General features: G+C 67.0%; 15 protein-coding genes and 1 pseudogene. 5 read left to right on the top strand and 11 right to left on the bottom strand.

All coding sequences use genetic code 11. The features are described 5' to 3' along the window. From VJ655_RS00200 to VJ655_RS00185, 4 genes are all read right to left on the bottom strand, one after another. A partial coding sequence (locus VJ655_RS00200; RefSeq protein ID WP_324097366.1) for an ATP-binding cassette domain-containing protein occupies positions 1-389 on the bottom strand: 389 nt, incomplete at its 3' end. Next, complete coding sequence (gene tcyL, locus VJ655_RS00195; protein ID WP_324097365.1) at positions 386-1,045, bottom strand: cystine ABC transporter permease; 660 nt, start codon at positions 1,043-1,045, stop codon at positions 386-388. The genes VJ655_RS00200 and tcyL, both read right to left, overlap by 4 nt. 4 nt (positions 1,046-1,049) lie before the next feature. Continuing rightward, positions 1,050-1,832 (bottom strand): cystine ABC transporter substrate-binding protein, encoded by a 783-nt coding sequence (gene tcyJ / locus VJ655_RS00190; RefSeq protein ID WP_324097364.1) that lies wholly within the window; start codon positions 1,830-1,832, stop codon positions 1,050-1,052. 120 nt (positions 1,833-1,952) lie between these two features. Beyond that, on the bottom strand, positions 1,953-3,068 hold the full coding sequence (locus tag VJ655_RS00185; protein WP_324097363.1) for a beta-ketoacyl-ACP synthase III: 1,116 nt from the start codon (positions 3,066-3,068) through the stop codon (positions 1,953-1,955). Positions 3,069-3,310: 242 nt separating this feature from the next. Between VJ655_RS00185 and VJ655_RS00180 the strand changes: the two genes are divergently transcribed. After that, positions 3,311-3,844 (top strand): porin family protein, encoded by a 534-nt coding sequence (locus tag VJ655_RS00180; RefSeq protein ID WP_324097362.1) that lies wholly within the window; start codon positions 3,311-3,313, stop codon positions 3,842-3,844. 53 nt (positions 3,845-3,897) lie between these two features. Here the strand turns inward: VJ655_RS00180 and VJ655_RS00175 are convergent, their stop codons facing one another. After that, positions 3,898-4,452, bottom strand: coding sequence for a DNA-3-methyladenine glycosylase (locus VJ655_RS00175; RefSeq protein WP_324097361.1), 555 nt, complete (start codon positions 4,450-4,452; stop codon positions 3,898-3,900). A 135-nt stretch (positions 4,453-4,587) separates the two neighbouring features. Here VJ655_RS00175 and VJ655_RS00170 point away from each other — a divergent pair, with 135 nt between their 5' ends. Next, positions 4,588-4,977: a hypothetical protein gene (locus VJ655_RS00170; RefSeq protein WP_324097360.1), complete on the top strand. Its 390-nt coding sequence runs from the start codon at positions 4,588-4,590 to the stop codon at positions 4,975-4,977. Continuing rightward, a complete protein-coding gene (locus VJ655_RS00165) occupies positions 4,971-5,891 on the top strand; it encodes a sterol desaturase family protein (protein WP_324097359.1) in 921 nt (306 codons plus the stop codon). The genes VJ655_RS00170 and VJ655_RS00165 overlap by 7 nt, the downstream gene beginning before the upstream one ends. An 11-nt stretch (positions 5,892-5,902) precedes the next feature. Here VJ655_RS00165 and VJ655_RS00160 read toward each other — a convergent pair whose 3' ends face one another. Further along, positions 5,903-6,931 carry an NUDIX hydrolase gene (locus tag VJ655_RS00160; protein ID WP_324097358.1) on the bottom strand — a complete coding sequence of 343 codons (1,029 nt, stop codon included), beginning with the start codon at positions 6,929-6,931 and terminating at the stop codon, positions 5,903-5,905. Beyond that, on the bottom strand, positions 6,894-7,538 hold the full coding sequence (locus VJ655_RS00155) for an HD family hydrolase (RefSeq protein WP_324097367.1): 645 nt from the start codon (positions 7,536-7,538) through the stop codon (positions 6,894-6,896). The genes VJ655_RS00160 and VJ655_RS00155 overlap by 38 nt, the downstream gene beginning before the upstream one ends. Before the next feature lie 105 nt (positions 7,539-7,643). Here VJ655_RS00155 and VJ655_RS00150 point away from each other — a divergent pair, with 105 nt between their 5' ends. After that, positions 7,644-8,456 carry a universal stress protein gene (locus VJ655_RS00150; RefSeq protein WP_324097357.1) on the top strand — a complete coding sequence of 271 codons (813 nt, stop codon included), beginning with the start codon at positions 7,644-7,646 and terminating at the stop codon, positions 8,454-8,456. 39 nt (positions 8,457-8,495) lie between these two features. Further along, positions 8,496-8,867 carry a hypothetical protein gene (locus tag VJ655_RS00145; protein ID WP_324097356.1) on the top strand — a complete coding sequence of 124 codons (372 nt, stop codon included), beginning with the start codon at positions 8,496-8,498 and terminating at the stop codon, positions 8,865-8,867. Positions 8,868-8,931: 64 nt separating this feature from the next. On the opposite strand, the gene VJ655_RS00140 is transcribed toward VJ655_RS00145, so the two are convergent. From VJ655_RS00140 to VJ655_RS00125, 4 genes and pseudogenes are all read right to left on the bottom strand, one after another. After that, positions 8,932-9,744, bottom strand: a complete 813-nt coding sequence (locus VJ655_RS00140) for a hypothetical protein (RefSeq protein WP_324097355.1) — start codon at positions 9,742-9,744, stop codon at positions 8,932-8,934. A 102-nt stretch (positions 9,745-9,846) separates the two neighbouring features. Beyond that, on the bottom strand, positions 9,847-10,716 hold the full coding sequence (locus VJ655_RS00135) for a MoxR family ATPase (RefSeq protein ID WP_324097354.1): 870 nt from the start codon (positions 10,714-10,716) through the stop codon (positions 9,847-9,849). 92 nt (positions 10,717-10,808) lie between these two features. Beyond that, complete coding sequence (gene pseH / locus VJ655_RS00130; RefSeq protein ID WP_324097353.1) at positions 10,809-11,384, bottom strand: UDP-4-amino-4,6-dideoxy-N-acetyl-beta-L-altrosamine N-acetyltransferase; 576 nt, start codon at positions 11,382-11,384, stop codon at positions 10,809-10,811. Beyond that, positions 11,384-12,157 (bottom strand): annotated as a pseudogene (locus VJ655_RS00125) (flagellar protein FlbA); the annotation flags it as partial. The gene pseH and the pseudogene VJ655_RS00125, both read right to left, overlap by 1 nt.

Below are 12,157 nucleotides of genomic sequence, written 5' to 3'. Positions count from 1 at the left end.
TCCGCCAGGCCGACCTTCGCCAGCAGCGCACGCCCTTCCGCGCGCGCCTGCTCGCGCGGCACCTTCTTCACGTACACCGGTCCCTCGATCACGTTCTCCAGCGCCGTGCGGTGCGGGAACAGGTTGAAGCCTTGGAAGACGAAGCCGACCCGCCCGTTCAGGGTCTTGGCGAGCGGCGTCTTGCCGCCGGCCTTGACGCCCGCGATGGAAAGATCGCCTCCGTTCAGCGGCTCCAGGCCCGCCAGGCAGCGCAGCAGGGTGCTCTTGCCCGAGCCGCTGGGGCCGATGATCGCCACCACCTCGCCCGGAACGACGGTGAGGTCCACGCCGGCCAGGACCGGGGTGTCGCCGAAGCTCTTGAACAGGCCCTTGGCGTCGATCGCGCTCATCGGCGGCCCTCCGAGGCGCGGCGCTCGAGGCGGTGCTGCAGCGTCGCCAGCACGGTGGACAGGATCCAGTAGATGGCCGCCGCGGCCAGATACAGGGTGAAGACCTCGTAGGTGCGCGCCACTATCAGTTGGGTCTGGCGGACCAGTTCCGGCACCTGGATGACGGCGGCCAGCGAGGTGTCCTTGACCAGGCCGATGAAGCTGTTCGACAGCGGCGCCAGCGCGGTGCGCGCGGCCTGGGGCAGGATCACGCGGCGCAGGGTCTGGCCACGGCTCATGCCCAGGACGCTTGCGGCCTCCCACTGGCCCTTGTCGACCGCGTCGATGGCGCTGCGCAGGATTTCCGACGCATAGGCGGCGACGTTCAGCGAGAACCCGATCCCGGCCGACACCAGAGGCGACAGCTCGACCCCGAACTTCGGAAGGCCGTAATAGATCAGGAACAGCTGAACCAGCAGCGGCGTGCCGCGGAAGGCCGAGACATAGACCGCCGCCGGCCAGCGCAGCAGGGGCGAGCGCGACAGCCGCATCAGCGCCAGGCCAAAGCCCAGCACGACGCCCACGCCCATGCCGATGATGCTCAGCAGGACGGTGTAACCGGCGCCTTTCAGCAGCAGCGGCGCCGACTGACGCAGAAGATCCAGGCCCGTCTCCATGCGCCTAGCGGGTCACGTCCATGCCGAACCACTGCTGCGACAGGGCCGACATCTTGCCGTTGGCGCGCAGGGCGTCGATCGCCTGGTCGATCACCACCTTCAGGCCCGGATCCTTCTTCATGGCCACGCCCGCGCCCTGGGCGGCGAAAGGCGGGCCCGAGGCGATGAATTCGGGCGAGGTCTTGAGGAAGTCGGCCGCCACCAGGCGATCGTTCAGCACCGCGTCGATGCGGCCGGCCTTGAGGTCCTGGTACTTGGTGGGATCGTCGTCATAGGCGCGCACGTCGGCCGTCGGCACGTTGGCGCGGATCCACTGTTCGTAGTTGGTCCCCAGGCCCACGCCGACCTTCTTGCCGGCCAGGTCTTCGGGGCGCCGCAGGTCGGTCCGGCCCTTCAGCGTGATGATCTGGATGCCCGAGACCGTGTAGGGCTCGGAGAAGTCGTACTTGGCCTGACGATCCGGGGTGATGGTGATCTGGTTGATCACCACGTCCACGCGGCCGGACTCCAGCGCGCCCAGCAGGCCCGCGAACGGGGCGGGGCGGAAGTCGGCCTTCAAGCCCAGCTGGGCGGCGAGCGCCTTGCCGAAATCGACCTCGAAACCGGCCAGCTGGCCGTCGGGACCCTGGAAGTTGAACGGCGGATAGGTGCCCTCCAGACCGATCCGCAGGGCTCCGGACGCCTTGATCCGCTCCCAGCCGTTGGCGGCCTGGGGCTTCTTGGCGCACGCGGCGACCAGGGCGAGGCCGAGACCGGTCAGGACGGCGCGGCGGGCGGGGAATCGCATGGACGGACCTTTGAGCGAAACAATCCAGCGCAGTTCTATACGGGCGGACGCCGTTCGCCAGTCCGAACGCGCACTGTGGCCTGTGGAGGCCGCGTGGCTGGCTGGCGAGGCGTTTAGCGCCTATCGCTTGCGCACGAACACGGTGCCGGCCGAATAACCGGCGCCGAAGCTGCAGATCAGGCCCGTCTCGCCCGGCTGGAAGTCGTCATTGGCCGTGTGGAAGGCGATGATCGAGCCGGCCGAACTGGTGTTGGCGTATTCGTCGAGGATGATGACGTTTTCGCCTGGGGCCGGATCGCGGCCCAGCACTTTTCGACCAATTAGATCGTTCATGTTGATGTTGGCCTGGTGCAGCCACATGCGCTTCAGCGTCGACGGATCGACGCCCAGGTCGCTGGCGTGTTCGATGATCATCTCGCTGACCATCGGCACCACTTCGCGGAACACCTTGCGGCCTTCCTGGACGAACAGCTTGTCCTTGGCCCCGATCCCTTCCGGCGCGGCGCGGTTCAGGAAGCCGAAGTTGTTGCGGATGTTGTTCGAGAACTGGGTCTTCAGGCGCGTGCCCAGGATCTCCCAGCCGTCCTTGGCTTGATCGGCGTCCTCGACGATCACCGCCGTGGCCACGTCGCCGAAGATGAAGTGGCTGTCGCGATCCTTGAAGTTCAGATGACCCGAGCAGATCTCCGGGTTGACCATCAGGACGGCCTTGGCGCTGCCGGTGGTGACGAAGTCGGCGGCGGTCTTGATGCCGAAGGTGGCCGACGAGCAGGCGACGTTCATGTCGAAGGCGAAGCCCTCGATGCCGAGCGCCTGTTGGACCTCGATGGCCATGGCCGGGTAGGGGCGCTGCATGTTCGAGGCCGCGCAGATCACCGCGCCGATCTCGCTGACGGGCTTGCCCCAGCGCGCGATCGCCTGTTTGGCGGCCTCGACGGCCATCTCGGCGAGGATCGAGAGCTCCTCATTGGGGCGCTCGGGAATGACCGGGCGCATGATCTCGGGGTCGACGATGCCCGACTTGTTCATCACGAAGCGGGACTTGATGCCCGAAGCCTTCTCGATGAATTCGGGCGAGGAGGGGGCCAGGGCGGTCACCTCGCCGGCGGCGATGGCCTCGGCGTTGGCGGCGTTGAAACGCTCGACGAAGGTGTTGAAGGCCTCGACCAGCTCGGCGTTCGAAATGCTGAAGGGCGGGGTGAACAGCCCCGTGGCGGCGATGACGGCTTGCGGCAAGACGACGGTCCCGATGATACGCGCGGGCCTCGTCCTCTCTGGGAGGGGGCGGGTCCGCGTTCTGACGCTTGTTTGACCCGTAGATAGCATGGATGGCGGCCGCGTCATCCACCCCGCTTTGCAGCGCCGACACGCAATGACCTTAAACGCGGCCGTGAACCGCCGCATGGCCGCCGCGTTATCCGCCTAGCCCTAGGTTGGCTGAGGGAGCTGAAGACTACGAGTAGAATTGGAGTACAACAATGAAGACTCTCATCGCCACTACCCTGGTCGCTGGTTCGGTTCTCGCGGCCCCGATGTTCGCTCAAGCTCAGAATTCGACGGATGTGTATGGCTCCGTCAACTATGGCCAAACTCGGACGCGAGGCGCTGACACCGGCGCTATTCAAGGACGCGTCGGCGCCAAGTTTACGCCTAATTTCGGCGTCGAGGCCGAAGTGGCTGGCGGCGTTGATGGCGACACCACCTATACGCCCGGCGGTCCGGCCAAGGTGAAGATGCAGCACCAGGCCGCGGCCTACGCCGTCGGCTACCTGCCGGTGACGCCGAACCTCGACCTGCTGGCCCGCGCCGGCTACGGCACGACCAAGTTCGACACCAACAACCCGGTGGCGACCCAGTTCGACGGCAGCCGCGAAAGCTGGAACTACGGCGTCGGCGCCGAGTACAAGCTGGACGGCAAGAACGGCATCCGCGCCGACTGGACCAAGTCGGAATACACCAAGAGCGACCTGAGCTCGAACACGGTGTCGGTCGGCTACGTCCGCCACTTTTAAGCGCGGCCTCGCCCGACTGAACGACGGCGCGCCTCTCGCGGGGCGCGCCGTTTTCATGTCAGCGGCTTGAAGGGACGACTCAGGAACGGCGAGCCGGCGAGGCCGAAACGCCAGGGCTGCTCGACCGCCTTGGTGATACCGATGCGCGGTCCCTCGATCACGGCGACCTGCGCGGGAGCCGGCTCCAGGTGGAACGGCGGATCGGTCATCGGCATGGCGTTCTGGGCAGTGCCGATTCCAAGAGCCTGGCAAAGCCGTCCCGGCCCGGCGGTCAGCCGACGGATGTCGGTCAGGCCGCGCCGCGCGATCATCCGGTCCAGGCCCACGGTCGGCTCCAGCGCGCGAAACAGCACCGCCGCGCCCGGGTTTGGTCCGCAGACGATGTTCAGGCACCAGTGCAGGCCGTACGAGCGGTAGACATAGGCCCGTCCGACCGGTCCGAACATGGGCGCGTTGCGTGGGGTGGGGCCGGAGAAGGCGTGCGAAGCCGGATCGTCGATGTCGTAGGCCTCGGTTTCGACCACGACGCCGCCGACGCCGTCGAAGGTCAGCAGCGCGCCGATGAGGTCGCGCGCCACCTGCTGCGAGGGGCGGGTAAGGTCGATCATGCGATCTGGTCCATGCGGCGTTGCTCGGGCCCTGCGCGCGTATCGCGGTTCCAATCGTTCGAGCCGCGACGGCTTGACGGCTGATCTCCACGCGTCAATCTGAACGGCAATAAGTTATGGGGGGATGCGTCGGTCTTGGACAAGGCGCTGTTGATTCAATTGGGCGGCTCGGTCGTGGCCGTCGCCTTGCTCGTGGCGTTTGCAGCCTGGATGGGCGTCGCGCGGCCGACGCCGCCGCTGGACGCCAAGGCGGCCCAGGCTTTGCTGAGCCTCGAATTTCCCGACCACAAACCCGACGCCGTCTGGATCGCCGCCGATGGTTCCGGCCTGATCGCTCGCGCGGGCGAGGAGGCTCTGGTTATCTGGCGGCGTGGCGACGGCTATGTCGCCCGCGAGGCTCCCTGGAACGCCGTGGCGGCCATGACGCCCGCCAATGGCCGTCTGTCCCTGCGCCTGGCCGACGCACGTCCCGTATTCGCCGTCGCCGACGACGTCTGGCCCCCGAAGGAGCTCACCCGATGCTGAAGGCCACGTTCGACCCGGTGCAACTGGCGATCCCGTTCTTCGTGCTGGCCGTCGTCCTCGAAATCCTGCTCGGGCGCTTCGGCAAGGCCAAGGCGAACTACGAGACCCGCGACACCGCCATGTCGCTGACCATGGGCTTTGGCAGCACGGTGGCGGGCGTATTGTTCGGCGGGGTGATCTTCGCCGCGACCGTCTGGGTCTGGAACCACCGCCTCTTCACGATCCCGATGACGGCGGTCTGGGCCTGGGTCGCGGTCTTCCTGCTGGAGGACCTGACCTACTACTGGTTCCACCGCATCGCGCATGAACGGCGGTTCTGGTGGGCCAGCCACGTCAACCACCACACCTCGACCCACTACAACCTGTCGACGGCTCTGCGCCAGACCTGGACCGGTGGGGTGGCGGGCACCTGGCTGCTGTGGCTGCCGCTGTCCTTCCTTGGCTTTCCGCCCGCCATGGTGGCGATCCAGAAGGGCGTCAGCCTCGTCTATCAGTTCTGGATCCACACCGAGGCGATCAAGCGCATGCCGCGCTGGTTCGAGGCGGTGTTCAACACGCCCTCGCATCATCGCGTGCACCACGCTCGCAACGCCCGTTACCTGGACGCCAACTACGCCGGCATCCTGATCATCTGGGACCGCCTGTTCGGCACCTTCATCCCCGAGACCGACGAGGAGCCCTGCCGCTATGGCACGGTGAAGAATCTCGGAAACTTCAACCTGCTGCACAACGTCTTCCACGAGTGGGTCGGCATCGGCCGGGACGTGGCGGCCAGCAAATCCCCGCGCGAGGTCGTGGGCTACGTCTTCGGCCCACCGGGCTGGAGCCCGGACGGCTCGCGCGACACCTCCCATACCCTGAAGGCCAAGTGGCGGGCGCGGGAGGAGGCGGCGAAGAAATCCTCCTCCTCCTAGCGGAGAGGATTTCAGTCTCTCAAGAGCGGAAGCGAAAGTCCCGTCGCCTGGCGGGTCGCCAGCATCTCGCGGCGGAAGCGGAACAGCTCGGCCGGACGGCCGCCGGTCTCGGCGTCGAGGCGTCCAAGGCCCTCGACCAGCTCCTCGCGCTCGACCACGCGGCGGAAGTTCTGCTTATGCAGCGGCACCCCGGCGATGGCTTCGACCGTGCGCTGCAAGGTCGAGAGCGTGAATTCCTCGGGGGTCAGTTCGAACACCACGGGCCGGTACTTGATCTTGCCGCGCAGGCGCGAAAGGCCGGTGGCCAGGATCCGCCGGTGGTCGGAGATCATCGGCTCGCCCAGGGCCGCCGAGATCGCCTCGGGTTCGGCCGGGTCGTGGCCGTCGGCGCGGGCGCGATCGCGGGCGGCCTCGGGCGCCAGCCCCGCCTCGTAGAGCAGCTCGTAGCGCTCCAGCACCCGTTCTTCGTTCCAGGGCGCGCCATCGAGGGCGAAGGCCAGGCGGGCGCGCGACCACTTGCCGGCGTCGTCGGCCGCCCATCGGCGCAGGGCCGGGGCTATGGCCTCGTCGAGCAGGGCCGGGCGACCGGCGCGCCAGTCCTCCCACGGAAAGAACCTGGTCCACGGGGCCCAGACCGTGTCGGGGGCGTCGGTGTCGACCGCCTTGGGCGTCAGGCCCAGATAGCCGACCGAGACCACGCGCGCCGCGCCGGCCCCGACCTCGGCGCGCGGCGCGTCGCGGCCCTTGTCGCCGAAGGTGTAGAGCTGCTCGACATAGCCGAGCTGAAACCGGGTCTGAGCCGTCACGAAGGCGCGCAAGCCCAGCTCGAAGGTGCGATGGGCTTCGGGGTCGAACGGGCCGAACGGCAGGCCGGAAAGGGGGGAGGCGACGTCGGTGACGGCGTCGTGCGGTCGTACGGTCAGGACCACGGCCTCGCCGTCGCGGATCGCGACGACCACCGCCGAAAGGCCGATGACGACCGAGGTGCTCATGAGGGCGCGCTCATTCGGTCTCGAACGCCGCGCCCGGCGCGGACTCATAGCCCGCCGCGCGCGACAGCACGTGGAAGCGCTGGACGTAGCGAGCCTGGGCCTCGAAGGGCGCCAGGGGCGTGATCTGCAGGTCGTAGCCCACGGGCGGCGCGCCGAAGATCGTCAGGGACTCGCCGTGGTCGAAGCCGGCCAGCTGGGTGGCCTCGAAAAAGGCGCAGGCCCGATCGGCCTGCTTGATCAGCTTCTTGATCGGGGCCGGGGTCTTCACGGGCAGGCCGAAGCGGATGTGGATCGCGTCCTCGAGTCGGGCCTCGAAATCCTTGTAGCTGACGCCCAGCGCCGCCTTGAACGGGCTGATCATGTCGCCGATCACATATTCGCTGGCGTCGTGCAGCAGGGCGGCCAGGCGCCAGCGCGGCTCCAGGTCCGGCTTGATGTGGGCGGCGATCTCCTCGACCACCAGACTGTGCTGGGCGACCGAGAAGCCATGGTCGCCAACCGTCTGGCCGTTCCACCGCGCCACGCGCGCCAAACCGTGGGCGATGTCCTCGATCTCGATGTCCATCGGCGACGGATCGAGCAGGTCGAGGCGACGCCCGGAGAGCATCCTTTGCCATGCGCGGGGCGGTGCGCCCTTGTGCAGCCCTTTGGCCACGAGATCGTTCCTCACGGTGAAGGTGGTTGACTGACCCATCGGTTGAGAAAGATCAATGAGGAGGGCGCCGTCATCTGTGGAAATGCCCCTAAAGGGAGTTCGATCATGAGCTGGGCGAGAATTATGGTTCCCCTCGCGGGAACGCCGAACGACCGTGGCGTCGTGGAAGCCGCCGCCAAGCTGGCTGGCGCGTTCCAGGCGGAGTTGGCTTGCGTGCACGCGCCAGCCGACATGGCCGACCTCATGCCCTGGATGGGCGAGGGTTTCATGGGCGGCGTTCAAGTGACAGCGCTGGAGAGCCTGAAGGAAGCCGCCCAGGAAGGCGCGCGGGCGGTCGGCAAGCTCGCCGCCGAGGTGGCCTATCCTCGCACCCGGGTGGTCAGCCTTGAATCCCCTGTCTGGGCGGGCCTGGCCATGGAAGGTCGGCTTTCCGACGTGATCGTGTTCGACGATACCGCCGCCCGTGGGCGTGGGCCGCTGGCCGAGGCGTTCCAGCAACTGGTCGCCGACGAGCAGCGTCCGACCCTGGTGGCGCGGGCCGGCTTCAAGGTCGACGGCGTGGCCCTGGTGGCCTGGGACGGCGGCAAGGAGGCCAGTCGCGCGGTGCGCACGGCCCTGCCGCTGCTGCAGAAGGCTGGGTCCGTGGTGGTCGCCGGCGCGCCCTCGGCTTCGTCGCGCGCCTTCGAACTGGACCGTCTGGTCGAGTTCCTGGCCGCGCGCGGGGTCAAGGCCACGACCAAGGTGCTGGAAGGCTCGGGCGATGCGAGCGGCCTGCTGCTGGGCGCGGCGCGCGACACCGGCGCGAACCTGCTGGTCGCTGGCGCGTTTGGTCACCCCAGGCTGCAGGAGTTTATCTTTGGCGGCACGACTCGTACGCTGCTCAACAGCGATGGGCCCTCGCTGTTCCTGTCGCACTGATCCCGTCATAACAAGAAGACAAGAAAGGGAGACGACCGCATGTCTCTTTCGCGTATCGTTATGCGCCTGGCGCGCAATCCCGGCACCGAATTCGCCGGAGGCGACGACCATCGGGGCTACGCCTTGACCGCCCCGCTCACTCCGGACGGCCACATCGATGAAGAGGCCTTCAGCAAGGTGAAGGACGAGTGCAGCGTCCGCCGCTTCGCCCCCGACGAGGACGCGGCGGATGGACGCCTGAACCGCCGCGGGACGCGCTGGTTCTTCGACTACGACAAGACCGACGACACCGACGACGAGCCGGTTCATCGCCTGGGCGAGCACCGCTTCGCCCTCGGGGAATACGTCACCGTCACCGACGAGGACGGTCGTCCGCTGACCTACAAGGTCATGGAAGTCACTCCGGCCTGATACCGAGCCTGACAGAGGAGGCATCCCGGGAGGCCGCGCCGCTCGGGATGACGACTTTCCAAGGTCAGCGGCCGACGTTGTGGCGGACCAGCGCCTTCATGTCCTTGAACAGGTCATGGTCGTCGGTGTCGCGGGTCTTGGCCTTGACGACGGCCACGGCCAGCGGGCCGCCCTTGGGACCGCGCGCTTCATAGCCGGCCAGGCGATAGCCCTTGGGCGCCTTGTCGTTGGCCAGGATGAGGGTGGAGCGGACGATGTCGCCGCCCTTGCGGGCCCGGATTTCCGCGCCACCGTCGCTGGCCCTGATCGCCACGTCGCCTTCGCCATGATCGTCGTCCGCCGTGACGTTGACCGCGCCCTTGGCGTCGTCGCCCTTGACGCTGACGTTCTTGTTGACCTTGACCTCGGCGGCGCCGCCGTCGCTGTTGATCGTCAGGTGGCCGATGCGGATGTCGGCGGTGTCGTCGTGGGCGTCGATATTGATCCCCGGCAGGTGGATGCTTGTGTGGTTCTTGGCTGATTTCGCCGCGTGTGGCGGGGTGGGCGAGGGAGGGGGCGAGGGCATGACGCCCTTCAGCTCGGCCTCGATCGGCGCAAGGGCGGCCTCGGCGTCGCCGCCGCCCAAGCGAACCAGACGCAAGTCGACGCTGGCCTGGCCGGACTCGTAGGCGCACGACTGGCCGTCCACGGCGACGCTGACGCGGCGAAGCTCGCCCTGCCGCTCGGGACAGTCGAGGCGATCAATGACGCGAACCGGCTCCCGGCGACCCAGCCGGCGCTCCTGGGGCTCGCCCGATTCGGGACGGTGACAGGCGGTCAGGGCCGCCGCGCCGACGCCGATCGCCAGCGTGGCCGCGAGCCATTTGGAATAACGCATGGGTGTTTCCCCCGGGGACGTTTCCCGTTCGCGGGGAAGGTGGTCGTCCGCCCGGCGCGCGTCCAGTGAAATCCAAGTAACGGCCGATTGGCGGCAGACCGCCTACTGACCCGGCCGCGCGCCCGAACCTTCGCGACGGGCCAGGAAGGCCAGGCGCTCGAACAGATGGACGTCCTGCTCGTTCTTCAGCAGGGCGCCGTGCAGGGGCGGGATCAGCTTGGTCGGATCCTTCTCGCGCAGGACCGCATCGTCGATGTCCTCGACCAGCAGGAGCTTCAGCCAATCCAGCAACTCGGACGTCGAGGGCTTCTTCTTCAGTCCCGGCACCTTGCGCATGTCGTAGAAGATCCGCAGCGCCTCGGCGACCAGCTTCTGCTTGATGCCCGGGAAGTGGACGTCGACGATGGCCTGCATCGTCTCTTCCTCGGGGAAGCGGATGTAGTGGAAGAAGCAGCGGCGCAGGAAGGCGTCCGGCAGTTCCTTCTCGTTGTTCGAGGTGATGATGATGATCGGCCGGACCTTGGCCTTGATCGTCTCATTGGTCTCGTAGACGTAGAACTCGTTGCGATCGAGCTCCTGCAGGAGGTCGTTCGGAAACTCAATGTCGGCCTTGTCGATCTCGTCGATCAGCAGCACGGGGCGAACTTCGCTTTCGAAGGCCTCCCAGAGCTTGCCCTTCTTGATGTAGTTCTTGACGTCCTTGACCCGCTCGTCGCCCAGCTGGCTGTCGCGCAAGCGGGTGACGGCGTCGTATTCGTAGAGGCCTTGCTGGGCCTTGGTGGTCGACTTGATGTGCCAGGTGATCAGCGGCGCGCCCATCGCCTTGGCGACCTCATAGGCCAGCACGGTCTTGCCGGTGCCGGGTTCGCCCTTGATCAGAAGCGGGCGCTCCAGCGCCACGGCGGCGTTCACCGCGACCTTCAGGTCGTCGGTCGCCACGTAGTCGGAAGTGCCTTCGAAGCGCTGGCTCATGCCCATCTCCACCGGAATCGGTCCGGTTCGAACAGTTGTTCAAAACGAGCCGATCAAACTACCGGCGCTCGCGCGCTTGGCAAGGGGCGCGTTCAGAGCGGGGCGTCGAGTGCGGCTTCGGAGAAGCCCTTGGCCAACAGCCGGGCCCGCACTTGCGGCCTCCGGTCCCGCCACTCGTGGGCCAAGAGGCCCAGACCGATCACGTCGATCGCCTGCCCCCCTTTGACCACATGGTCGCGGAACAGAGCTTCGCGCTGGAAGCCGCTGGAGAGGTGAGAGGCGAGGGCGGCCTCGTTGGTCGCCAGGACCTCGGACCACAGCTTGCGGAGGCCCAGCACGCCGAACGCGTGGTCGGCGACCTTGAATTCGGTAAAGCCGCCCAGTCCCAACCCGCGAGCGTTCTGCTTGGCCAGGTAGCGGGCGATCGTGCCGCGGCCGTACGCCTGGTCGATGTCGACCAGGCTGGTCAGGCCGACAGGCTCGCCGTCCAGCAACACGATCCAATCACGCCGGCGCGTGTTGCTGGCCAAGCTGTCGAACCAACGATCGTGCTCCTCGCGCGTGATCAGATGATCGGAGTACATGAAGGCGGCGACTTCTGGACTGTTTCGCCATGCCAGCAGGCGATCACGGTCGGTCGCGTCAATGGGCCGCAGGCCGACGAGCATCATTTTTCGCCAGCGACCTTCTGTGCCAGAGCTTCGGCGATCTCGTTCAACGCGGGGTTCCACTCGCCCATGATGCGAGGTGAAAAGACGCGAGCCTGCGGGTACCAGGGATAGTAGTCGCTGCCGAGCTTGGTCCACACCTCTGGCGAGGTGAGCAGCCAAATCGGCGCGCCAGCGGCGCCAGCCAGGTTGGTGGTCGCGTTTGAGAAGCCCACGATCAGATCGACCGCCGCGCAAAGGGCGGTGACGTCATCCAGGTCCTGCTTGAGATCGATGCCCGGCGGTTGCCAGATCTCGATCCCGAACTCTTCCTTGGCCTGGGCGAGTTCTGCTTCGCAGTCGCCATACTGCAGATTGACGAAGGTCACGCCTGGTGTCTGCAACACCGGGCGCCAGGCTTCGAAAGGCGAGAATTGTCGGGCGCGTTCGGCGTTCAGCTTCAGGCTTTTCCACAGCAGCCCGACCTTGGGCGAGGGACCCAGCTTTTCGAGCTCGGCTTTCCAATGAGCGACGCGGTCCGGGTCCGGCTTCAGATAACCCGAGGTCTTTGGGAAGGCTTCAAGCGACCCGCGCAGAGGACCCAGGAACGCTCCCAGCGGCGCCCAATAGTCGAAACGCTCCCAATCGCTGATTTCCGGCGCCGAGCGATAGACCCGGCCTTCGTACTGGACGGTGCGGTGCATGGTGACTTCAACGTTCGGGAAGGAGCGCTCGAAGAGGGGCATCAGGCGTCGTTCGACCGCAAGTGTCAGGGAGCCGTCCGGGCCCAGCCT

This window comes from Caulobacter sp., from assembly GCF_035254145.1.
GTDB lineage: Bacteria > Pseudomonadota > Alphaproteobacteria > Caulobacterales > Caulobacteraceae > Caulobacter.
The sequence above is the reverse complement of the archived record's forward strand: the minus strand, read 5'-3'. Positions and strand labels throughout refer to the sequence as shown.

Coding starts and splice junctions, on each gene's coding strand:
- tcyL (WP_324097365.1), bottom strand. CDS start 1,045: ATGGAGACGGGCCTGGATCTTCTGCGTCAGTCGGCGCCGCTGCTGCTG.
- tcyJ (WP_324097364.1), bottom strand. CDS start 1,832: ATGCGATTCCCCGCCCGCCGCGCCGTCCTGACCGGTCTCGGCCTCGCC.
- VJ655_RS00180 (WP_324097362.1), top strand. CDS start 3,311: ATGAAGACTCTCATCGCCACTACCCTGGTCGCTGGTTCGGTTCTCGCG.
- VJ655_RS00175 (WP_324097361.1), bottom strand. CDS start 4,452: ATGATCGACCTTACCCGCCCCTCGCAGCAGGTGGCGCGCGACCTCATC.
- VJ655_RS00165 (WP_324097359.1), top strand. CDS start 4,971: ATGCTGAAGGCCACGTTCGACCCGGTGCAACTGGCGATCCCGTTCTTC.
- VJ655_RS00160 (WP_324097358.1), bottom strand. CDS start 6,931: ATGAGTCCGCGCCGGGCGCGGCGTTCGAGACCGAATGAGCGCGCCCTC.
- VJ655_RS00150 (WP_324097357.1), top strand. CDS start 7,644: ATGAGCTGGGCGAGAATTATGGTTCCCCTCGCGGGAACGCCGAACGAC.
- VJ655_RS00145 (WP_324097356.1), top strand. CDS start 8,496: ATGTCTCTTTCGCGTATCGTTATGCGCCTGGCGCGCAATCCCGGCACC.
- VJ655_RS00140 (WP_324097355.1), bottom strand. CDS start 9,744: ATGCGTTATTCCAAATGGCTCGCGGCCACGCTGGCGATCGGCGTCGGC.
- VJ655_RS00135 (WP_324097354.1), bottom strand. CDS start 10,716: ATGAGCCAGCGCTTCGAAGGCACTTCCGACTACGTGGCGACCGACGAC.
- pseH (WP_324097353.1), bottom strand. CDS start 11,384: ATGCTCGTCGGCCTGCGGCCCATTGACGCGACCGACCGTGATCGCCTG.